Consider the following 19,839-nt stretch of genomic DNA (forward strand, 5'->3'; position numbering starts at 1 on the left):
CAATTCAGCCATGGCGCCACTTTGTCGCCAGACCGCGTGGCTGGTCCGCCCTAGAAAGCGCGAAGGGTGCACCGGTACGCTCGGGTTCGAATGAACCCCACCCGACGGCGGAGCGACATGTTATTCTGGGTCATTGTATTTATGTGATTATCAGGAGACCGGATCATGATTCCTCAGGATCGGTTTCGCGGCCTTTTTCATAAATATCTGTTCGCGCTTTTCGTGGCTGTCGCGATCCCACTTGCATTCAACGGCGTCATTGAGGCGTGGTTCGGCTATCGCGATCAGCGCGCGAGGCTCGACCAGTGGCTTAGCCTCCAGTCCGCATCCGCGGCCGCCGAAATTCACGATTTCATCCACGGCATCACGAGTCAGCTTGGCTGGCTGGTTCAGCTTCCATGGAGTGACGAGTTCGACGAACGCCGGCGGACCGACGCGTTGCGCCTGCTTCGACAAGCGCCCGCCATCGTCAGTCTCACACTCCTCGACGGCAATGGCCTGGAGCGTCTCTACATCTCGCGGATCGGCCTCAATCGTATCGAGAGCCGCACGGACCGATCAGCCGATCCCGCCTTGGTTGGTGCCCGCGCAGCTCAGATCTGGTTCAGCGACGTCAGCTACAATCGAGGCTCCGAACCGTACTTGACGGTCGGGATTGCCGGCAACCGGCCGGCTGTCGGCGCAGTCATAGCCGAAGTGAACCTCAAGCTGATTTGGGACGTGATCTCGGCGATCAAGGTCGGAAAGACCGGCTCCGCCTTCGTCCTGGACCGATCGGGTCGCCTGATCGCCCATCCCGACATCAGCCTCGTGCTCCGCGGGGCGGAGGAAGCAACCTCCAAGCCATTTCGGGCTGTGCGGGACGCGATAGGGTCGAAAGCGGGCTTCGCAACGAGCCGGGATGCGCAAGGACACTATGTTGCCGCCAGCGCTGCTCCCGTACAGGGCCCCGACTGGACAGTCGTGGTCGTGCTGCCGCTATCCGAAGCTTACGCGCCGATCTATTCCGCCCTGTGGCGGACGGCAATGCTTCTCGCAATCAGCACCATGCTCGCAGGCATTCTTGCCTATGCATTGGCGCACCGGATGACGGAGCCGATCAAGCTGCTCGAGGAGGGCACGGAGAGGATTGGTGCCGGGTCCTTTGACCACCGCATCTCGATCGACACCGGGGACGAGTTCCAGCGTCTTGCAAACAGTTTCAACAGAATGGCGTCCGAGTTGGCGCTGGCGCAGCAGCACCAGGAGCGCATCGCCAAGCTCAAGCGGTTCCTTGCCCCTCAGGTCGCCGATCTCGTCGATCGAGCCGGCGATGACAGCGTGCTGGACGGCCGCCGTACGGAAGTCGTCGTTGTCTTCTGCGATTTGAGGGGGTTCACCGCGTTTTCAGCAGGCGCCGCGCCCGAGGACGTCATGAGCGTATTGTCGGAATATTATGAAAGCCTTGGCAGGGTCATCACGAAATTCGAAGCGACGCTGATCAATTTCTCCGGAGACGGACTGATGGTGCTGGTGAACGCACCTGTCCCGGTCGAAGAGCCTGCATTGAGAGCCATCGATCTCGCCATCGACATGCAGACGAACGTGCAAGCCCTCATCGCCGGCTGGCGATCGCGTGGCTACCACATTGGTTTCGGAATCGGCCTTGCCAGCGGGCCGGCGACTGTCGGCCGGATCGGATATGAGGACCGGCTCGACTACACCGCCATTGGAAGCGTCGTGAATCTTGCGGCCCGGCTGTGCGGATCTGCCGCAGACAAGGAAATCCTGATCGACGCCAAAGTCGCCGCCGACGTCAAGGGCAGGCGGCCCGTTGAGGATCTCGGGGGCCGCGAGATCAAAGGATTTGACGAAGCCATTCCAGTCTTCGGAATATCCTTTGAGGCTCTCGAGCCGAGTGGCCGCGGGATGCCCGGCACAATCCGCTAGAGACTGTCCGCGTATCCGGGGCTATGCTCCGGCAAACGGCTGACGGCAGCGGGTCCGTGGGCATGAGGTGCGCCAACTCTGAAGCAGCGACGCTACGCAGACGCGCCAGACGGCGTGATTTTCTTCTTTGGATGGCAGGCGCCGCGACGTGGACGACCGTCTCGTATGGGCAGAAGCCCTCCATGCCGGTCATCGGATATCTTTGCCCGGAGTCACCCGAGCTCTTTGGCAGTCGACTTGAGGCTTTCCGACAGGGACTGGAGGAAGCCGGCTTCGTCGAGGGGCGCAATGTGGCGATCGACTTTCAGTGGGCCGCCGGACAATATTCTCGATTGCCAGCCCTGGCTGCCGAATTGGTCGCCAGAAATGTAGACCTGATCGTGGCTCCTGGCGGGGCTCCCGTGGCACTTGCCGCGAAGGGTACGGGTACGACCAAGACCATCGTGTTCGAGATGGGCGGCGACCCCGTTCAGCTACGCGTGGTGGACAGCCTGTCGCGGCCGGGCGGAAATATCACGGGGGTATCGAGCCTGAGCGTCGATGTGTCGCCAAAGCGGCTTGAGCTGATGCGCGACCTGTTGCCCACGGCGACCAGATTGGCGGTGGTCGCCAACCCGACAAGTCCGACCGCACCATCACAATTGCAGAAGCTTCAGGCGGCCGCAGAAACCCTGCGGGTTCAACTGCAGATCTATAGCGCAAGCAAGGAGGATGAATTTGAATCCGTGTTCGCGGCCGTTGCCAGGGACGGGCCAGGCGGAGTTGTGTTTACCTCCGACCCTTATTTTGCATTTCGCAGTGCCCGACTGGCGGCTCTCGCGATGAAATATCAATTGCCCGCAATCACGCAGACCCGAGACTTTCCCGTGGCTGGAGGCTTGATGAGCTACGGAGGAGATTTCATGCAGTCGCACCGTCGCGCGGGTATCTATGCCGGACGCATTCTGTCGGGCGAGAAGCCTTCTGATCTTCCGGTTCAGCTCGTCACGAAGGTGGAGCTCGTTGTCAACTTGAAGGCAGCGAAACTGCTCGGCCATCCGTTCTCCGCAGCAGTCATTGCCGGCGCGGACGAGGTGATCGAGTAAACCATCATGGGAACGCGCCCAGATCGGCTTACACGAACCTGACAGGGGCACGGGCGAGCCTGCCACGCGCTTTTTCGCTGGCCGAGGCGGCCGGAATGGTGGAAGAGAGCGAAGATGCGGCGCGAGCCGTGATTGCACCGGAACATCCGGCGGGACTGCGATGCGCCTTCTGATCGTCGAGGACAATGTCGAGCTGTCGCGGCTCGTTGCCGCCGGGCTGTCGGCCGCCGGCTACCAGAGCGACATCGTGAGCACCGCGGCCGAGGCACGCGAGGCGGTCAGCAGCGTCAGCTACGCTGCGATGATCCTCGAYCTCGGCTTGCCCGACGGCGACGGCCTGTCGGTGCTGCGCGAACTGCGCCGGCAGATGGAGCCGCTGCCGGTGCTGGTGCTGACCGCGCGCGGCGGCCTGCAGGACCGCGTCAGCGGCCTGCGCAGCGGCGCCGACGACTATCTGGCAAAGCCGTTCGCCATGGAGGAGCTGGTGGCGCGGCTGGAGGCGATCCTGCGCCGGCCCGGCCAGCTGCTCGGCCGCTCGCTGCGCCTCGCCAATCTCGTCTACGACACCGAAAGCCGCCAGATCTTCGTCGACGACCAGCCGCGGATCATCTCCGCGCGCGAGACCTCGGTGCTGGAGATTTTGCTGCGCCGGCAGGGGCGGGTGGTGCCGAAGAAGAACGTCGAGGACCACATCTTCGGGCTCGAAGGCGAGGTCGCCTCCAACGCGGTCGAGGTCTACGTCTCGCGGCTGCGCAAGCAGCTCACCGAGCACGGCGCCAAGGTCGTGATCCACACCGTCCGCGGCGTCGGCTATCTCATGTCCGAGGAGAAATAGCGTGGCGGCCGCCGGGGCCTATGGCAGATCGCCGACATTCAAATCGTTGATCTGGCGCATCGTGTTCATGCACATCGTGGCGGTCGCGGTGGTCGCGATCTTCCTGCCGCTGGTGCTGTTCTGGCTGCTCAATTCCGAAGTCGACCAGCTGCACCGCGAAGCCATGCGGGCGCAGGCCGAGGTGCTGGCCGAGCGCATCGTCGCGGCGCCGGACGGCCTGCTGACGTTCAACCTGCCGGACAGCCTGCGGGGCCTCTATTCGGAAGCCTACGGCCGCTATCTCTACGACATCCGCGATGCCGACGGCCGTTTGCTGTTTTCGTCCCGCCGCAAAACGGGAGCGGCCGCGTCGGCGCCGCCGACGCTTTCCGAGACGATTTCCGGCGCCGGCGTCACCCGCATCATCGACGGCAAGATCGTGCGCATCCGCGTGGCCGAGGATCTGGCGCATCGCGACGTCATCATCGACGACATCATCTCGAACTTCTTCCGCCGGGTCGGGTGGATCACCATTCCGATCCTGCTGATCCTGCTCGCCGCCGACATCATCATCTTCCGCCGTGCCATCGCGCCATTGTGGAAGGCGTCGGAGGAGGCCAGCAATATCGGGCCGGCGCGCACCGACATCCGCCTGCCGACGGAACAGATCCCGCGCGAGATCATGCCGCTGGTCACCGCCGTCAACCAGGCGCTCGACCGGCTCGAGGACGGTTTTCGGGTGCAGCGGCAGTTCACGGCGGATGCCGCGCATCAATTGCGCACGCCGCTCACGATCCTGCGCACGCGGATCGAGACGCTGGGCGATGGCGCCGCAAGGCAGGCGCTGCACGACGACATCGAAGGCATGAGCCGCATCGTCGCCCAGCTGCTGGAGATCGCCGAGCTCGATACCCTGGTGCTCGATCCCGGCGAGACCGCGGACCTGCGCGCCGTCTGCGCCGAGGTGGTCGGCTCCATCGCGCCGTTCGCGATCGCGCAGCACAAGGACATCGCGCTGAAGGGCGCCGACGCGCCGGTGCTGATCCATGGCAATGCGGAGATGCTCCAGCGCGCGATCTTCAACCTCGCCGAAAACGCCATCAAGTTCACGGCGAAGGATACCGCCGTCGACGTCGAGGTGCGCGAGGACGGTTCGGTGCGCGTGCGCGATTGCGGCCCCGGCATCGCGGAGACCGAGCGCGAGCTGATCTTCCAGCGCTTCTGGCGCGCCGACCGCCAGCGCAGCGACGGCGCGGGCCTCGGGCTCTCGATCGTGCGCGGGGTCGCGGACGATCATGCCGCGACGGTGGCGGTGGAAAATCTTCCCGGCGGCGGCGCGGAGTTCACGCTGCGGTTTCGGCTGGCGGAGGGAGCCGCGCACCCGGTTGGCCAAAGCTGACCACGGGAAGACGCCGCTATTTCAGCTTGCCCGTGGACAGGTCCATGATCATGCGCGTGGCCAGATAGAGCCGCGGCACGATGCTGTTGATCTGCACATATTCGGCATCGTTGGAGTGCGCGCCGAAGCCCGACAGGCCCATGCCTTCCACCACGGCGCCGCTGGTCTTGAGCGCGGCAAACGCGGCGTCTGTGCCGCCGCCGGTCGCCTTCTCGTCGACCTTGAGGGACAGTCCGATCTCCCCATAGATCGTTTTGCCGTAGGCCGCGACGCGGCGTGAGGCATCGTTGGCCTCCAGCGGCGGACGACGTACCTCGAATTTCAGCTCGACCCTGGAGTCGGGCAGCAGGCGGTTCTTGATCTTGTCCTGCAACGCCTTCTGCAACTCGTCGAAATCGGCGACCTTGAGCGCACGCGCATCGGCCTGGGCCGAGGCGTCGGCCGGGATCACGTTGCGGTTGGTGCCGGCCTTCGAGACCGTCCAGTTCAGCTTCAGGCCCTGCTCGGGCTTGGACAGGTCCTTCATCTGCAGCACCTGGTGCGAGAGCTCGTACAGCGCGTTGACGCCGCCCTCGGGCCGCGCGCCCGCGTGCGAGGACTTGCCATGCACCGTAAGATAGGCCGAGCCGATGCCGCTGGTAGCAAGGCGCAGCGTGCCGTCGGTGCCGCCGCCCTCGAACGAGAACACCACGTCCTGATCCGCGGCGAATTTGGTGATGGTGCTGCGCCAGCCGGGCGAGGAGATCTCCTCGTCGCCATTGGTGAGCACCGTGAGCGTGCCGTAGTCCTTGAAGTTGAGTTTCTGGAGCATCGCCACGGTATGGAGAATGAGCGCGACGCCCTGCTTGTCGTCGGCAATGCCGAGGCCGTAGGCCTTGTCGCCGTCGACGCGGAACGGCTGGTCCTTCAGCATGCCCTTCAGGTACACCGTGTCCATGTGGGCGATCAGCATGATCTTCTTGCTGCCGGTGCCCTTGAACACGGCGTGCACGGCCGGGCCGATTGTCTCGGGCGTGTCGTCGAGGCGATAGACGTCGGTGGGGTGCAAGATCTCCACCGTGCCGCCGAGCTGCTTGAGCTGGCCGGCAACGCGCTCGGCGATCTGGTTCAGGCCGTCGATGTCCTTGCTGCCGGATTCGATACTGACGAGATCGCGCAGCGTGTCGAGCAGCGGCTGCTGCTCCTTTTGCGCCAGCGCATGGACATCGGTCATCGGTTCCGCCTGCGCAAACGTTGCGGCACATGCCAGCCAGAGCGATGCGATCAAGGGAGCGAGCGACGGAGCAGGGAGCGATCGGGACATGCGCGGCGGTCCATCAGTTGGAGGATGGCCCGGTATGCCCGTGTTTGCGTTGCTTGTCACGCGCGCGGGCGCGCGCGTCATGAACCGCCGAGGCGGAACATGACGGCGATGGTTATGGCCGCTACTTCTGCGGTGGTCCGAGATCCAGCGGCGGCAGGTCGATCTGCGGCACTTCGATCTTGACCTTGTCGAGGTCGACGTTGAGCGGCTTGTCGAGCAGGCCCGTCACCGTGATCGGGAAGATGATCACGAGCAGCACCATGATCAGCTGCAGGCCGATCCAGGGGATTGCGCCCCAATAGATGTCGGAGCTCTTCACTTCCTTCGGCGCCACGCCGCGCAGATAGAACAGCGCGAAGCCGAACGGGGGATGCAGGAACGAGGTCTGCATGTTCACGCACAGCATCACGCCGAACCAGATCAGCGCCGCGTCCGGTCCCACCACCGGGGCGAGGACCTTCTGCGCGATCGGCGCGATCATCGGCAGGATGATGAAGGCGATCTCGAAGAAGTCGAGGAAGAACGCCAGGAAGAAGATGAAGAGGTTGATGAAGATCAGGAAGCCCCACACGCCGCCGGGCAGCGAGGTCAGCAGATGCTCGAGCCAGACGCCGCCGGAGACGCCGAGGAACACCACCGAGAAGCAGGTCGAGCCGATCAGGATGAAGGTGACCATGCAGGTGAGGCGCATGGTGGACTCGTAGCCCTGCTTGATGAGGTCGCGCAGCTCGGGGATGCGCGCGGCCTGGATGCAGATCCAGGCCACGGCGAGATAGGTGACTGCGAACGAGAGCCTGAAGACCAGGTTCTCGGTGAACAGCATCGCGACGATGGTGCCGACGCCGGCGGCGATCACGCCGCCGATCAGGATCATGCGGTCCTTCGAGGTGAAGTCCTTGTGATGGATCGCGGCGAGCACGATGGCGCCGACCGCGCCCATGGCGCCGGCTTCGGTCGGGGTCGCAAGACCCATCATCATGGTGCCGAGCACGACGAAGATCAGCACGGCCGAGGGGATGATGCCCATCAGGCACTTCTTCCACAGCGCCCAACCGGTCAGCGTGCGCGCTTCCTTCGGCACCGGCGGCACGTGGCTCGGCTTGATCAGGCCGAGGATGAAGGTGTAGCCGGCGAACAGCATGATCTGGAACACCGAGGGGCCCCAGGCGCCGAGATACATGTCGCCAACCGACTTGCCGAGCTGGTCGGCGAGCACGATCAGCACCAGCGAGGGCGGCACCAGCTGCGTGATGGTGCCGGAGGCCGCGAGCACGCCGGTGATATAGCGCATGTTGTAGCCGTAGCGGATCATCACGGGCATCGAGATCAGCGCCATGGCGATGACCTGCGCCGCTACCGTGCCGGTGATGGCGCCGAGGATGAAACCGACGATGATGACGGAATAGCCGAGGCCGCCGCGGACCGGGCCGAACAGCTGGCCCATCGAGTCCAGCATATCTTCGGCTAGTCCACATCTCTCTAATATGGCGCCCATGAAGGTGAAGAACGGGATCGCGAGCAGCAGCTCGTTGGAAAGCACGCTGCCGAACACGCGGCCGGGAATCGCCTGGAGGAAGTTGAGGTCGAAGAATCCGAGATAAATGGACAGGAAGCCGAAGGATAAGCCGACCGCCGCGAGCGTGAACGCGACGGGGAAGCCGATCAGCATCGCCAGAACCAGGCCGCCGAACATCAGCGGCGGCATCATTTCCAGCGTAATCATTGGGTCGGCCTCTCGTACTTGGCGTCGATCGTCACATAGCCCTGGAGAGCCGCGATACGCTTGATGACTTCGGAAACACCCTGAAGCGCCAGCAATACGAAGCCGGCGGGGATCACGAACTTGATGGGCCAGCGGATCAGGCCGCCGGCATTGCCCGACATCTCGCCGACGTTATAGGCCTGCATGAAGAACGGCCAGGACAGATAGGCGAGCAGTAGGCAGGAGGGGATCAGGAAGCAGAGCGTGCCGATCATGTCGAGCCAGAGCTGGCCGCGTTCCGAGAGCGTGAGGTAGAAGATCTCGACGCGGACATGCTCGTTGCGCTTGAAGGTGTAGGACGCGCCGAACATCACCAGGATGGCGAACATGTACCATTGCAGCTCCAGCCAGCCGTTCGAGGAGTTGCTGAAGGCATAGCGGATCATGGCATTGGCCGCGCTGACCAGGCACGCCAGCAGGACCAGGATGTTACAGACGTACCCAATCTTTTCATTGAGGGCGTCGATGGCGTTGCTCACCGCCAGCAATGGACGCATCTTACCTTCTCTCCGTCGCCGTCGCGGCCAACACTTTACGGGAGGCTTCAGCACGCATCGCCTGGCCGGCGTGCGAAAAGCACGCGACCGCACGGACAATATTCCGGAGCGATTGCGGCGTCAGTCCTCCCCTCGTGCCTTGCCGTCTTGACCGCGACCGCCAAAGGGGCGCGGCCGGCTTATTGCTGCCGGGCAAGCAAAGGCGGGTGCACCAAACCAGCGGGCTTGTGCGCCGTCAATCGGAAAATGGGCAAATTGACGCCGAGTCAAAAGCTTATGGCGGGGAGGGCGCGAATCCCTCAGCCGCCGGTGACGCTCATGTGCCTGGAGACGCTTGGGCGGTCGTGGCGGCGGTCGATGATGAAATCGTGGCCCTTGGGCTTCAGACCGATGGCGCGGTCGATCGCATCCGCAAGCAGCATGTCGTCGTCAGATGCACGCAGGGGTTTGCGCAAATCTGAAGCATCCTCGTGGCCGAGGCAGGTGTGCAGCGTGCCCGTGCAGGTGATGCGCACCCGGTTGCAGGATTCGCAGAAATTATGGGTCATCGGCGTGATGAAGCCGAGCTTGCCGCCGGTCTCGGCAACGCTGACATAGCGCGCCGGCCCGCCGGTGCTCTCGGCCAGATCGGTCAACGTGAATTGCTGGGCGAGCCGCGCGCGCACCAGCGACAGCGGCAGGTACTGGTCGATACGGCCCGAGCCGATCTCGCCCATCGGCATGACCTCGATCAGCGTCAGGCCCATGCCCTTGCCGTGCGCCCAGCGCATCAGGTCGGGAAGCTCGTCCTCGTTGAGGTTCTTCAGCGCCACCGCGTTGATCTTCACGCCAAGCCCAGCGGCGCGCGCGGCTTCGATGCCCTCCAGCACCTTGTCGATCTCGCCCCAGCGGGTGATCTCGCGAAATTTCTTGGGATCGAGCGTGTCGAGCGAGACGTTGATGCGGCGGACGCCGCAATCGGCGAGCTCCCGGGCGTGTTTCGCAAGCTGGGTGCCGTTGGTGGTCAGGGTCAGCTCGCTCAAGGCGCCGCTCGAAAGGTGGCGGGACAGCGAGCGCACCAGCGTCATCACGTTGCGGCGGACCAGCGGCTCGCCACCGGTGAGCCGCAGCTTCTTCACGCCCTTGGCGATGAAGGCCGTGCAGAGCCGGTCGAGCTCTTCCAGCGTCAGCAGGTCCGCCTTGGGCAGGAACGTCATGTCTTCCGACATGCAATAGAAGCAGCGCAGATCGCAGCGGTCGGTGACGGATACGCGCAAATACGAGATGGTCCGCCCGAACGGATCGGTCATCGCGCTCGACAGCGCGTCGCGGGGGCTCGCTGCTGCGAGAGGGCTCGCGGAAGGTCCGTTCATACCAGATGCCTTGCCAAATGCCTTGTCACTTACGGCGACGGGCGCACCTTTGCTTCAGTGGTGCTCTGGAAGTAATCTAAGCATCGGACGCGGCTAGGACAATCGGGTGGTATACGTAATCAGCGCCTGGATCAGCGCTTTCCTGCGTTCGGATCGGGGAACGGCGAGCCCGCCACCGCAGCAGGTGCAGCATCCGCAGGGGCCGCAGCGGGTGCGGCATCCGCAGGCGCCGCGGCGGCTGCGGCCGGCTTCGGCTTCTTCGGCCGGTGCGGCTTCTTCACAGGCTTGGGCGGCACTGCCGGCTGGAGTTCCGCGAACACCGGATTCGGGTCGGTGGTGACCGAGGCGGGCGTGGTGAAATCCCCGGGATTCTTGATCACGTTCACCGGCACGCTGGCCGGCTGATATTTCGGCAGCGCGAAAGCGACGGTGAACGGCGCGTCGGGGGCGGGAACCGAGACGGAGCAGGGGGTCTTGCAACCTGCACCCAGCGAGGTCGTGGCATCAGCCCCTGGAGGATTGGATTCGAGCCGGACCTGGACGGTCGGCGGCGCCGATTTGAACATGTCCCAAGACATCGAGGAGCAGCCACCAAGGCTCGCTCCCGCTAGCGCAATCGCGATGACACGACGCATGACCACCCACTTCTAACTGCGACGAACCGCCACATCCCCGGGCGAACCTACGAGCGTCGTTCCAAGCAAGCAACCGGCGCGCTGCGCATAGTTAATAGATGGTTAACGCAGGGTTCCGTAGAATATGCCAGTTATCTCAGAGGCTTGTGGCTCCTAGGTGGTCATCAGGCTGTGGGCCGCGGCCGGCAGGTCGCGCATGTGATGGATCAGCCGGTCCGGCTTCAGCTCGGCGATCGGCACGTCCGTATAGCCGAAGCTGACCCCGATCACGGGCACCCCGGCGCGCCGGGCTACGCCGACGTCGGTTCCGGCATCGCCGACCATGATGCTGGCTTTGACCGCTCCGCCGGCGCGCGCCACGGTCTCGCGGAAAATGGTCGGATCGGGCTTCTGGACGCCAAAGGTGTCCGCGCCACAGATCGCGGCAAAGCGGCGGGTGAGGTCGAGCTGGTCCAAAAGCCGCTTCGACAGCCATTCCAGCTTGTTGGTGCAGACCGCCAGCCGGTGGCCCTGGGCGGCAAACTGGTCGAGCGCGGCCTCGAGCCCTTCGAACGGGCGGGATTCGACCGCGATATGGTCGGCGTAATAGGCGATGAAATCCGCCGTCATTCGGTCCATGTCAGCCGGCGTGACCATGCGGCCTTCGGCCTCCAGCCCCCGTTCGATCAGCTTGCGGGCGCCGGCGCCGATCATGTTGCGGGCCGAGGCCATCGGCACGGGCGGCAGTCCTTCGCGGTCGAGCACGAAATTCAGCGCGGTGATCAGGTCGGGCGCCGTATCCACAAGCGTGCCGTCGAGATCGAAGACGAGGGTGTAAGGGGAGGTCATGGTCCCAGCGCTATCGGGCCGGCCGGATCGGCGCAAGGGCCGAAGCCATAAGTTCACCTTATAAGATCGGCCCGGAGGCCTGTTCCGGCAGGAAAAACGAGGCTACATAGGCCGCCGCAAGCAACCTATCGGCGGCACACTCTAAAATTCAGGGGCGGGCGCATCGTGAACATGGACCAGTTGAAGCGGCAGGCTGCGGCGCGCGCCCTCGAGGAGGTGCGTGACGGCATGCGGCTCGGGCTCGGCACCGGCTCAACCGCCAAGCATTTCGTCGAGCTGCTCGGCGAGCGCGTGCAGGCCGGGTTGAAAGTGATCGGCGTGCCGACCTCGGAGGCGACGCGCCTCGATGCCGAGCGCTGCGGTGTGAAGCTGACGACGCTGGACGAGATCGATCATCTCGACCTCACCGTCGACGGCGCCGACGAGATCGATCCCGACTTCAACCTGATCAAGGGCGGCGGCGGCGCGCTGCTGCGCGAGAAGATCGTGGCAGCCGCCTCGGATCGCATGATCGTGATTGCCGACGACAGCAAATGGGTGCCGACGCTCGGCCGCTTTCCGCTGCCGATCGAGGTCATCCCGTTCGGGCTCGGCGCGACGCGCCGCGCGATCGAGAAGGCATTTGCCGAATGCGGCGTTTCCGGGCAAATGGCGGTCCGCAAAGCCAAAGGCGGCGACAAGGATGGCCACGTTTTCGTCACCGATGGCGGCCACTGGATTCTCGATGCTCAGCTCGGACGCATCGTGGATCCGCCTGGCCTCGCCAAGGCGTTGAGCTCGATCCCCGGCGTGGTCGAGCATGGCTTGTTTATCGGCTTGGCCAGCTCGGCCGTTTTGGCGGGCGGCGAGGGAATTCGCGTGATTGAACGGCGTAAGCCGAAAGGAGACTAGGAATGAAGAGCGTATTGAGATTCTTGCCGGCCGCGACGCTTGCTGCTGGACTGGCCGTCTTGGCGGTCCCGGCGAGCGCGCAGCAGGCCGCGCCGGCCCAGAAGGCTGCTCCCGCGCCCGCCCCGCCGAAGGCCTCGCCTGCGGCGATCGCGGCGGCCAAGGAGATCCTGCAGATCAAGAACGCCACCGCGATGTATCAGGGCGCCGTGCCTGGCATGGTCGAGAAGACCAAGATCACGCTGATCCAGCAGAATCTCAACTACCAGAAGGAGCTCAGCGAGGTCGCGCCGATCGTGGCCCAGCAGCTCAACGGCCGCCAGAACGAGATCGGCGAAGGCATGGCGCAGATCTATGCCAGCGAGTTCACCGAGCAGGAACTGAAGGACCTCGTCACCTTCTACAAGTCGCCGCTGGGCAAGAAGCTGATCGACGCCGAGCCGCGCGCCATCGGCCTCAGCATGGCCTTCATGAACTCCTGGGCCCAGAACTTCTCCGAGACCGTGATGGGTGCCTTCCGTGCCGAGATGCGCAAGCGTGGCAAGGAAATCTGACAGTACCTATCTGATCAGAAATCCCTAAAGCGCGTCATCGCGCTTTAGGATGTTATTTGCGCATGGTCCTATCGGAGAACCGCTGCACACTTCTCCGGATCATGCGCTGAAAGAAGAKGTCGGAGTGGACAATGGCTGAATTCGACGTCGACCTCTTTGTCATCGGTGGCGGCTCGGGCGGCGTGCGTGCCGCCCGCATCGCGGCCGGCCACGGTGCGCGTGTGATGATCGCGGAAGAGTACCGCATGGGTGGGACCTGCGTGATCCGCGGCTGCGTGCCGAAGAAGCTGTTCGTGATCGGATCGCATGTCCGTCACGAGCTGGAAGATGCCGCCGGTTTCGGCTGGACCGTTCCGCCCGCGACCTTCGACTGGCCGACGCTGATCGCCAACAAGGACAAGGAGATCGCGCGGCTGGAAGCGGCCTACACGACGAATGTCGAGAAGTCGGGCGCGCAGGTCGTCAAGAGCCGCGCGGTGATCGAGGACAAGCACACCGTCCGCCTGCTCGAGAACGACCGGAAGATCACCGCAAAATACATCCTGATCGCCACCGGCGGCGCGCCCAACCACGGCGCCTCGATCCCCGGCATCGAGCACGTGATCTCCTCCAACGAGGCGTTCCATCTGAAGAAGCTGCCGAAGCGGATCGTGATCCAGGGCGGCGGCTATATCGCGCTGGAATTCGCCGGCATCTTCGCCGGCTACGGCTCCGACGTCACCGTGATCTATCGCGGCGACAACATCCTGCGCGGTTTCGACGAGGACGTTCGCGCCCACGTCCGCAGCGAGATGGAGAAGCAGGGCATCACCATTCTCACCGGCTGCACGGTGGCGAAGGTCGATCGGCACGGCGAGGAATTCACCACGCATCTGTCGAACGGCTCGAGCCTTGCTTCCGACCAGGTGATGTTCGCGATCGGCCGCCATCCGTCGGTCGCCAATCTCGGCCTGGAGAAGGCCGGCGTCGCCATCAACCCCGGGAATGGCGGCATCGCGGTGGACCATTTCTCGAAGAGCTCGGTCGACAACATCTATGCGATCGGCGACGTCACCCACCGGCACAACCTGACGCCGGTTGCGATCCGCGAGGGGCATGCGTTTGCCGACACCGTGTTCGGCAAGCGCGAGGTGCAGGTCGATCATTCCTACATTCCGACCGCGGTGTTCTCGCAGCCGGAGGTCGGCACGGTTGGTCTGACGGAAACCGAGGCGCGTGCGCAATTCAGCCACGTCGACATCTACAAGACGACGTTCCGCCCGATCAAGGCGACCATGTCCGGCCGCGACACCCGCGTGCTGATGAAGCTCGTCGTCGATGGCTCGACCGACCGCGTGCTCGGCTGCCACATCGTCGGCGATTGCGCTGCCGAGGTCACCCAGGTGGTCGCGATCGCGGTGAAGATGAAGGCGACCAAGGCCGACTTCGACGCGACGATCGCGCTGCATCCGACCGCGGCCGAAGAGCTCGTCACCATGCGCACGCCGACGGCGCGCCATGTGCGTCAGGCGGCGGAGTAGGACCGGCCTTCAGCGCGACCTCAAAGCACTGAGATCACGTCACGTCATCTCCGATATCTTGCCCTTGCCCTGGCAGGACTCGCATTTGACCGGATAGATCTTGCGGCCCGGGTGCGCTGGCTCCTTGGACTTGGGAAAGCCGGTTCCGTTGCACAGCGGGCAGGTATGTTCTTTGATCTTCGGGCGCATGCTAGATCCTTTCCGGCTGTGGTGGCGTAGCGGCCCCTGCAGGGGCCGCCTTGCCTTGTGGTCAATGGTTCAAGGCCGGCCTAGCCTCCGGCGGCTCATCCTCGGCGAAGGTTTGCTCGATGGCGGCGGGCATCTTCGCAACCGACATCAACGAACGTGCGACCTGATTGAGCAACTGGTCCGCGTTCTCTTCCTCGGCCAGATTCTTGGAAAGCAGCGCGACGACGGCGGTGTGACGCAACTGCTGAGCCAGGTTGCGGGCAGTCGCATAGCCGGCAATCTCGTAGTGCTCGACACGCTGTGCCGCACCGATCAACGCGAGATCCGCAGCGGCATCGTCCTTCCTGGCGCCCTCCTTGATCACTTCGTCGCCTTCCTCGACAAGCCCCTGCATGCCCTTGCAAGCCTTGGCGCGCGGCTTCTTCCCAAGAAGTTCGAAGCACTCGTCGAGACGCTCGATCTGCGCTTCGGTTTCGGCCAGGTGAACGGTGAACAGCTCGGAGAGCTGGTCGTAGCGGGCAGCCTCGATCATCTGAGGCAATGCCTTGGTCAACTGCTTCTCCGCGTGCAGGAGATCCCGCAGCTGATCGATCAGCAGGTCGTCAAGGCCAACGGTCGGTTCCGATGGCGAGCTTTCGGCAACAATGGAAGGCGCTGCGCCGGGATCGCCGCTCTGGAGTGCCGGTGATTCCATGAACACCCAGTCCTCGCCTTCATTCCAGGGGCCTCTTGTGTCGATTTCTCCATTGTCGCCGGACCCTGTCGAATCGTTGAAGAACTGGTCCACGAGACCGGGCGTCGGAGCGATGCGGCCGATGCTGAACGTGGGCTTGTTCATGCTTTCCAGCGCGCGTGAGAACGCCTTCATGTGGGTGATTTCCCGTGTCATCAGGAATTGCAAGGCGTCCTTGGTGCCGGCGTCATCACAGAAATTGATCAGGCGCTCATAGACGATCTTGGCTCGAGCTTCTGCGGCGATGTTGCTGCGCAGATCGACGTCGAGTTCTCCGGTGATCTTGAGATAGTCCGCCGTCCAGGCACTGCCTTGCGAGTTGAACAGATTGACACCGCCGCCTCCGGCAATCGCGATCAAGGGATCGGCTTCCGCCGCTTCGCGATCGAACTTCATGGGTTTCAAGTGCAGCCGCGCGAGCGATCCGACGACCTCAAGGTGGCTCAACTCCTCGGTTCCAATATCCATGAGGAGATCCTTACGGTCGGGATCCTCGCAGTTGAGACCCTGAATGGAATACTGCATGGCGGCCGCAAGCTCGCCGTTGGCGCCACCGAATTGCTCCAGCAGCATATTGCCGAACCGGGGATCGGGCTCGTCGACCCGGACTGTGAACATGAGCTTTTTGACGTGATGATACATGGAAAGACCTTTGACTACAGGAGATACCGGGGCCAACTGAGCGCTGTGTTGGACGTTCCTAATTCGGATCGTGCCGCGACCAGATGCTTCTCGGGAGAATCAGGTGGCTCAATGCAGCGTTTCCGCCGCGGCTTCGTCGACAGCGGCCATCAGGTCAGCCGTATCCGATTGCTGGATCATGTGACCCGCATTCGGGACGCGACGCAACTTGCTGTGCTTGATCTCGTCATGCAGCCTGCCGGACTGTTCGTCGATGTCGATGAGGCGGTCGTCCTCGCCGGCCAGGATGGTGACCGGCATGGCCAATTCGCCGTAAGTCTTCGCCGACAGCATCGCAGAAGGGAACATCAACGCCGCTTCCGCGGCACCCGCACGAAGCTGCGACGGACGCACCGCCAGTGATTTGGGGAAGCCGTCGAATTTTTCCGGGACGGATTTGGGCCCGAACAGCTGCCGCAGCATCGTCGGCCACATCAGGCGGCTGAGGATCGGCGAGATCGTGTGACTGAGGATGTCGCCAAACCCTGGTATCGCCGGCCCGGCCATCGCCATCATCGCGTCGGTGCGGGCCGTCGGGAAATAATAGCCCGACGCCAGTATCAAGGCTTCGACCAATGAGGGGTGCCTGCTTGCCAGGGCGATCGCAACCGATGCGCCCCAGGAATGTCCGAGCACGATCGCCTTGTCGACGCCAAGGTGCGCAAGCGCGTCTTTGAAAAGGTCGGCTTGGGCGGCCGGCGTCCACACCACGTTGCGCGGCCTCAGACTGTGCCCGAAGCCGGGACGGTCGAACACGATGACCCGATAGTCCTTGGCTGCAAGATCGATCAGGCCACTCGACTCGAAATCCTGGATCATGCTGCCATTGCCATGGAGCAGAACCAGCGGGCGTCCGGACCCGCGCTCGACATAGTGCAGCCGAACACCGTCGATGTCGATGAACCGCCCTTGGGGCGGATTATCACGCTGCGCCTTGTCGGCAAGGCGCCGATTGACGAACGCGGCCGCTGCGAGCAGGCCGGCCGTCGCGGCAATCGTGGAGGCCAAGGGATGTTCTGCGAGAGCATGAAGGGCCGTGGCCGCCAAGGATGGCGAACGTTTTTTCAGTATGCGCATGTGACACTTTCGCTGACTGCGGCCAGCTGTTGGAGAGTGGGGAAGGGACGCTTCCGCATTGACGCCCTTGGTCGCATCACGACCGCGATGGCGCCGGATTCTTGCTGGAGGAGATTTCCGTGCGTCGCGGGTGCGGTTCGGAGACCGGATCAGCACCATCGAGCAGGGATCGATTTCGCCTTCTTGGGACCCGGAACAGTGCTGGTCCGGACCTCCCGGCATGCGCATTCACGGATCATGTCGTGCAGACGCAACAGGAGGGACGGAGAGATGTTCCTAATCCGATGGAGAGATGTTCCTAATCCAATGGATGCAGCCCGCAGTCGGCCATTGACGTAGATCGGAGGCAAAGGCGTGGTTTCTCGGGACCGCGCACTGGTGAATGTCATTTGCGACACCATATCCAGGATATCACCCGCACAGACATGACAGGCGCCGGTGACAGAGAGACGCTGCCGCGCTCCCGCCACAACCGGAGGCGCGCATTGAACGTTATCTCCTATCCCCTGCATCTCTGCCGCAAGTTCGATCGCCGCTGGAGCGCGAAAGCGGTTCAGGACGAGACACAGCAATCCCCGTCACAACGGCCCAACGGCTGTACCGCCTGCGGGCGAATAGTGGCGGCTCCCTTGCATGCGACCTACTTGCCCACCGGGAACTTCGTCAATCAGTGGCGGTGCCCTGTGTGCAAGAACTCCTGGCAGACCTCTGCCGATGCCACGAGCAGCACTGATATCCAATTGAGCCAGTCCGAGCATCTTCGGCAGAATGCCGGGCACTGCCTGACGCTGGAAGACACCGCTGCCAACGACGCGGCGCGCAAGCAGTTCAGGAGCATGGGCGATGCCTGGCTCGCTCTCGCGGAGACGCAGGAGTGGCTCGATGGCGCGACGCCGCCGGTCTCGCGACCGCAGCCGCAAAGCGCTGATTTGATTCCGATGCCAACGCAGGGGCGTTCGTCATGAATGAGAAGCGCAACCGCGTGCGTCAGGCGGATTCACTTGCCGAGCGTCTCGCAGCTGATGCACTGAGGCTGCGTGAAGAGGCCTCGCACCTTGAACCCGGCCCAGAGCGGGATGCGCTGCTGAGCAAGGCACACCGGAACAAGATGGCTGCCGATATCAACTCCTGTCTGACCGCTCCGGGACGCCGCTTGCCTGGATAGCCCGCGCAGATCTCGAGCCCGAGCTTTCACCGTTTGCCAATAGTAACGAACCACCAAGGGTCCGATTGAGATCCATGGACGATTTGGCGTGGGCAGCACTGCCGGGTCTGACGCAGGCCAACGGTCGACCTTTCCCCGGAATGCAAGGACCAGATGACATGGATCGAGACAAGAGCGGCCGCATCGTTGAGACTGCGCTCGAAGCGCGCCAAGGCGAGCTCGGTCCCAGCGTGTTGATGCTGCTGGGTGTGAGTGTGGGACTTGCAGTCATCCTCATGGTGATGACGTGGATGATATTCTTCAGAACCTGAGCGTGAAGGAGATGTCACAGCGCGAGACGTAGGAACTAAAGCTCTGATGGGGGCTTGGATCACTCCTTAGACACTGGAGACCATCATGAAGCGCCCATCGTTTATCGTTTGCATTTCTTTATTCGCGGCGGCCACCGCCTTCGCAGCTGCTCCGGCCTCGGCACAAAATCCACCGGCGCAGTCCGGACCGAACAACAGCGCGGTCAACAGCGCGGGGCAAAACAACTCCGACGCTCCTGTCGCAGGTCGCAACAGTTTCACCGAAGGACAAGCCAAGTCGAAGATCGAGGATGCCGGCTACGCCAACGTCACCGAACTGAAGAAGGACGACAACGGTGTTTGGCGCGGCCATGCCAGCAAGGGTGGATCTGCCACCGCGGTCAGCGTCGACTTTCAAGGCAACGTCAATTCGGCCAAGTAAGCCATTAAGCAAATAAGAAGGACACACAATGACCGTTACAATTTCTCGTCTTTACGACAACTACAGCACTGGGCAGCAGGCGGTTCAGCGTCTCGAAGCTGCCGGCGTGCCGCATTCGGACATCAGCATCGTCGCCAATAATTCGGACAGCTGGTTCAACACCGACAAGAAGGTGGACCGTGACCGCGATGGCGTCGACGATCGCGCCGAAGGTGCCGGCAAGGGCGCCGGCATCGGTGCGGGCGTGGGTGGCACTGCCGGCCTTCTCGCCGGTCTCGGCCTCCTCGCAATCCCCGGCCTCGGACCCGTCGTTGCGGCCGGTTGGCTCGCCGCGACCGCGGTCGGCGCGGCCGCCGGAGCCGCAACCGGCGGTGTCGTCGGAGCGATGACTGAGGCCGGCATTTCGCGGGAAGATGCGGACTCCTACGCCGAGGGCGTGCGTCGGGGAGGCACGCTGGTGTCGGCGCGGGTCGCAGATGCCGATCGATCCCGCCTTGACGCAGTCCTGAACGAGTCGTCGGTCAATTTGCGTGACCGCAGCGCCGCCTGGCAGAAGACCGGATGGAAGTCGTTCGATCCCGCCAGCAAGCCCTACGGTGCGGACGAAGTTCGCAAGGAGCGGCAGCTCTACGGTGGATCAGTGCGTTAAGGATCAATGCGCCAATGAGATCGCGACGGCCCGCTTCGGCGGGCCGT

The 19,839-nt window shown here is 63.5% G+C and carries 21 protein-coding genes; 12 read left to right on the forward strand and 9 right to left on the reverse strand.

Going from position 1 to position 19,839, the window contains the following annotated elements; all coding sequences use genetic code 11:
* Positions 1 to 165: 165 nt before the first annotated feature.
* The 4 genes from AC1DW2_RS25555 to AC1DW2_RS25570 all read left to right on the forward strand — a co-directional run bounded on the left by AC1DW2_RS25555 (position 166) and on the right by AC1DW2_RS25570 (position 5,227).
* Positions 166 to 1,929 (forward strand): cache domain-containing protein, encoded by a 1,764-nt coding sequence (locus tag AC1DW2_RS25555; protein ID WP_477007422.1) that lies wholly within the window; start codon positions 166 to 168, stop codon positions 1,927 to 1,929.
* Between the two features lie 131 nt (positions 1,930 to 2,060).
* A complete protein-coding gene (locus AC1DW2_RS25560; RefSeq protein ID WP_071915177.1) occupies positions 2,061 to 3,014 on the forward strand; it encodes an ABC transporter substrate-binding protein in 954 nt (317 codons plus the stop codon).
* Between the two features lie 160 nt (positions 3,015 to 3,174).
* Positions 3,175 to 3,849 (forward strand): response regulator, encoded by a 675-nt coding sequence (locus AC1DW2_RS25565; protein WP_477007423.1) that lies wholly within the window; start codon positions 3,175 to 3,177, stop codon positions 3,847 to 3,849.
* Between the two features lie 67 nt (positions 3,850 to 3,916).
* Positions 3,917 to 5,227: a sensor histidine kinase gene (locus AC1DW2_RS25570; RefSeq protein WP_414643296.1), complete on the forward strand. Its 1,311-nt coding sequence runs from the start codon at positions 3,917 to 3,919 to the stop codon at positions 5,225 to 5,227.
* A 16-nt stretch (positions 5,228 to 5,243) separates the two neighbouring features.
* On the opposite strand, the gene AC1DW2_RS25575 is transcribed toward AC1DW2_RS25570, so the two are convergent.
* The 6 genes from AC1DW2_RS25575 to AC1DW2_RS25600 form a co-directional block, all read right to left on the reverse strand.
* On the reverse strand, positions 5,244 to 6,530 hold the full coding sequence (locus AC1DW2_RS25575) for a M20/M25/M40 family metallo-hydrolase (protein WP_477007424.1): 1,287 nt from the start codon (positions 6,528 to 6,530) through the stop codon (positions 5,244 to 5,246).
* 121 nt (positions 6,531 to 6,651) lie between these two features.
* On the reverse strand, positions 6,652 to 8,253 hold the full coding sequence (locus tag AC1DW2_RS25580) for a TRAP transporter large permease (RefSeq protein WP_166352235.1): 1,602 nt from the start codon (positions 8,251 to 8,253) through the stop codon (positions 6,652 to 6,654).
* A complete protein-coding gene (locus tag AC1DW2_RS25585) occupies positions 8,250 to 8,789 on the reverse strand; it encodes a TRAP transporter small permease subunit (RefSeq protein WP_014496195.1) in 540 nt (179 codons plus the stop codon). The genes AC1DW2_RS25580 and AC1DW2_RS25585 overlap by 4 nt, the downstream gene beginning before the upstream one ends.
* Positions 8,790 to 9,088: 299 nt before the next feature.
* Positions 9,089 to 10,141, reverse strand: a complete 1,053-nt coding sequence (gene moaA / locus AC1DW2_RS25590; protein WP_085404869.1) for a GTP 3',8-cyclase MoaA — start codon at positions 10,139 to 10,141, stop codon at positions 9,089 to 9,091.
* A gap of 131 nt (positions 10,142 to 10,272) precedes the next feature.
* Entirely contained in the window at positions 10,273 to 10,776 is a 504-nt protein-coding gene (locus AC1DW2_RS25595) for a hypothetical protein (protein ID WP_354117354.1), read from the reverse strand.
* Positions 10,777 to 10,929: 153 nt separating this feature from the next.
* Positions 10,930 to 11,604, reverse strand: a complete 675-nt coding sequence (locus AC1DW2_RS25600) for an HAD-IA family hydrolase (RefSeq protein ID WP_085404867.1) — start codon at positions 11,602 to 11,604, stop codon at positions 10,930 to 10,932.
* Between the two features lie 165 nt (positions 11,605 to 11,769).
* Between AC1DW2_RS25600 and rpiA the strand changes: the two genes are divergently transcribed.
* The 3 genes from rpiA (at position 11,770) to gor (ending at position 14,566) form a co-directional block, all read left to right on the forward strand.
* Positions 11,770 to 12,495: a ribose-5-phosphate isomerase RpiA gene (rpiA, locus tag AC1DW2_RS25605; protein WP_247307008.1), complete on the forward strand. Its 726-nt coding sequence runs from the start codon at positions 11,770 to 11,772 to the stop codon at positions 12,493 to 12,495.
* A gap of 2 nt (positions 12,496 to 12,497) precedes the next feature.
* Positions 12,498 to 13,046 carry a DUF2059 domain-containing protein gene (locus tag AC1DW2_RS25610; protein WP_477007425.1) on the forward strand — a complete coding sequence of 183 codons (549 nt, stop codon included), beginning with the start codon at positions 12,498 to 12,500 and terminating at the stop codon, positions 13,044 to 13,046.
* 131 nt (positions 13,047 to 13,177) lie between these two features.
* The gene (gor, locus tag AC1DW2_RS25615) at positions 13,178 to 14,566 is read left to right on the forward strand and encodes a glutathione-disulfide reductase (RefSeq protein ID WP_071915170.1); all 1,389 of its coding nucleotides are present in this window, start codon (positions 13,178 to 13,180) and stop codon (positions 14,564 to 14,566) included.
* Positions 14,567 to 14,605: 39 nt separating this feature from the next.
* Here the strand turns inward: gor and AC1DW2_RS25620 are convergent, their stop codons facing one another.
* The 3 genes from AC1DW2_RS25620 to AC1DW2_RS25630 form a co-directional block, all read right to left on the reverse strand.
* Positions 14,606 to 14,755, reverse strand: coding sequence for a hypothetical protein (locus AC1DW2_RS25620; protein WP_155255931.1), 150 nt, complete (start codon positions 14,753 to 14,755; stop codon positions 14,606 to 14,608).
* 61 nt (positions 14,756 to 14,816) lie between these two features.
* Positions 14,817 to 16,130 carry a DUF892 family protein gene (locus AC1DW2_RS25625; RefSeq protein WP_477007426.1) on the reverse strand — a complete coding sequence of 438 codons (1,314 nt, stop codon included), beginning with the start codon at positions 16,128 to 16,130 and terminating at the stop codon, positions 14,817 to 14,819.
* Positions 16,131 to 16,238: 108 nt separating this feature from the next.
* Positions 16,239 to 17,246: an alpha/beta fold hydrolase gene (locus AC1DW2_RS25630; RefSeq protein ID WP_477007433.1), complete on the reverse strand. Its 1,008-nt coding sequence runs from the start codon at positions 17,244 to 17,246 to the stop codon at positions 16,239 to 16,241.
* A gap of 485 nt (positions 17,247 to 17,731) precedes the next feature.
* On the opposite strand from AC1DW2_RS25630, the gene AC1DW2_RS25635 reads away from it, so the two are divergent.
* From AC1DW2_RS25635 to AC1DW2_RS25655, 5 genes are all read left to right on the forward strand, one after another.
* The gene (locus AC1DW2_RS25635) at positions 17,732 to 18,211 is read left to right on the forward strand and encodes a hypothetical protein (protein WP_155795277.1); all 480 of its coding nucleotides are present in this window, start codon (positions 17,732 to 17,734) and stop codon (positions 18,209 to 18,211) included.
* The gene (locus AC1DW2_RS25640) at positions 18,208 to 18,411 is read left to right on the forward strand and encodes a hypothetical protein (RefSeq protein ID WP_063984017.1); all 204 of its coding nucleotides are present in this window, start codon (positions 18,208 to 18,210) and stop codon (positions 18,409 to 18,411) included. Before AC1DW2_RS25635 ends, AC1DW2_RS25640 begins: the two co-directional genes overlap by 4 nt.
* A 74-nt stretch (positions 18,412 to 18,485) precedes the next feature.
* Positions 18,486 to 18,722: a hypothetical protein gene (locus AC1DW2_RS25645; protein ID WP_071915167.1), complete on the forward strand. Its 237-nt coding sequence runs from the start codon at positions 18,486 to 18,488 to the stop codon at positions 18,720 to 18,722.
* A gap of 85 nt (positions 18,723 to 18,807) precedes the next feature.
* Positions 18,808 to 19,143 carry a hypothetical protein gene (locus AC1DW2_RS25650; RefSeq protein ID WP_063984016.1) on the forward strand — a complete coding sequence of 112 codons (336 nt, stop codon included), beginning with the start codon at positions 18,808 to 18,810 and terminating at the stop codon, positions 19,141 to 19,143.
* A 28-nt stretch (positions 19,144 to 19,171) separates the two neighbouring features.
* Positions 19,172 to 19,792 (forward strand): hypothetical protein, encoded by a 621-nt coding sequence (locus AC1DW2_RS25655; protein WP_071915165.1) that lies wholly within the window; start codon positions 19,172 to 19,174, stop codon positions 19,790 to 19,792.
* Positions 19,793 to 19,839: the final 47 nt, after the last annotated feature.

Source organism: Bradyrhizobium sp. P3_C3, assembly GCF_056402655.1.

Bases quoted from the DNA above. Each gene is read 5' to 3' on its own strand.
- AC1DW2_RS25585 (WP_014496195.1), bottom strand. From the start codon at position 8,789: ATGCGTCCATTGCTGGCGGTGAGCAACGCCATCGACGCCCTCAATGAA.
- AC1DW2_RS25625 (WP_477007426.1), bottom strand. From the start codon at position 16,130: ATGTATCATCACGTCAAAAAGCTCATGTTCACAGTCCGGGTCGACGAG.
- AC1DW2_RS25610 (WP_477007425.1), top strand. From the start codon at position 12,498: ATGAAGAGCGTATTGAGATTCTTGCCGGCCGCGACGCTTGCTGCTGGA.
- AC1DW2_RS25560 (WP_071915177.1), top strand. From the start codon at position 2,061: ATGGCAGGCGCCGCGACGTGGACGACCGTCTCGTATGGGCAGAAGCCC.
- AC1DW2_RS25630 (WP_477007433.1), bottom strand. From the start codon at position 17,246: ATGCGCATACTGAAAAAACGTTCGCCATCCTTGGCGGCCACGGCCCTT.
- AC1DW2_RS25595 (WP_354117354.1), bottom strand. From the start codon at position 10,776: ATGCGTCGTGTCATCGCGATTGCGCTAGCGGGAGCGAGCCTTGGTGGC.
- AC1DW2_RS25555 (WP_477007422.1), top strand. From the start codon at position 166: ATGATTCCTCAGGATCGGTTTCGCGGCCTTTTTCATAAATATCTGTTC.
- gor (WP_071915170.1), top strand. From the start codon at position 13,178: ATGGCTGAATTCGACGTCGACCTCTTTGTCATCGGTGGCGGCTCGGGC.
- AC1DW2_RS25580 (WP_166352235.1), bottom strand. From the start codon at position 8,253: ATGATTACGCTGGAAATGATGCCGCCGCTGATGTTCGGCGGCCTGGTT.
- AC1DW2_RS25650 (WP_063984016.1), top strand. From the start codon at position 18,808: ATGAAGCGCCCATCGTTTATCGTTTGCATTTCTTTATTCGCGGCGGCC.
- AC1DW2_RS25600 (WP_085404867.1), bottom strand. From the start codon at position 11,604: ATGACCTCCCCTTACACCCTCGTCTTCGATCTCGACGGCACGCTTGTG.
- AC1DW2_RS25645 (WP_071915167.1), top strand. From the start codon at position 18,486: ATGGACGATTTGGCGTGGGCAGCACTGCCGGGTCTGACGCAGGCCAAC.
- AC1DW2_RS25570 (WP_414643296.1), top strand. From the start codon at position 3,917: ATGCACATCGTGGCGGTCGCGGTGGTCGCGATCTTCCTGCCGCTGGTG.
- AC1DW2_RS25575 (WP_477007424.1), bottom strand. From the start codon at position 6,530: ATGTCCCGATCGCTCCCTGCTCCGTCGCTCGCTCCCTTGATCGCATCG.
- AC1DW2_RS25640 (WP_063984017.1), top strand. From the start codon at position 18,208: ATGAATGAGAAGCGCAACCGCGTGCGTCAGGCGGATTCACTTGCCGAG.
- moaA (WP_085404869.1), bottom strand. From the start codon at position 10,141: ATGAACGGACCTTCCGCGAGCCCTCTCGCAGCAGCGAGCCCCCGCGAC.
- AC1DW2_RS25655 (WP_071915165.1), top strand. From the start codon at position 19,172: ATGACCGTTACAATTTCTCGTCTTTACGACAACTACAGCACTGGGCAG.
- AC1DW2_RS25620 (WP_155255931.1), bottom strand. From the start codon at position 14,755: ATGCGCCCGAAGATCAAAGAACATACCTGCCCGCTGTGCAACGGAACC.